This is a genomic window from Herbaspirillum lusitanum P6-12 (assembly GCF_000256565.1).
GTDB classification, from domain to species: Bacteria; Pseudomonadota; Gammaproteobacteria; order Burkholderiales; family Burkholderiaceae_D; genus Herbaspirillum; species Herbaspirillum lusitanum.
Window position 1 is genome coordinate 1 of record NZ_AJHH01000385.1, and the last position, 241, is coordinate 241.

At 63.5% G+C, this 241-nt stretch carries 1 pseudogene; it reads left to right on the forward strand.

The window, feature by feature from the left end:
* Positions 1-187, forward strand: a pseudogene (locus HLUSI_RS28335) (branched-chain amino acid ABC transporter permease); the annotation flags it as partial.
* Positions 188-241: the final 54 nt, after the last annotated feature.

Below are 241 nucleotides of genomic sequence, written 5' to 3' on the forward strand. Positions count from 1 at the left end.
GCTGGAGAACAAGCTGGGCGACATCGGGAACTGGCTGGCGTCGGTCACGCATATCCAGTGGTTCGGCACGCTCGGCGATTCGGTCACGATGGTGACGGGATTCATTTTCGTCGTGTGCGTGCTGGCGTTCCGCCGCGGCATTGTCGGCGAGGTGCTGGCCTGGAGCGAACGGCGCAGGGCGGTGTGATTTCTCCGACGCCATGGCCTTGCCGGCGACCTCGGCATGCATGTCTTCTGCATT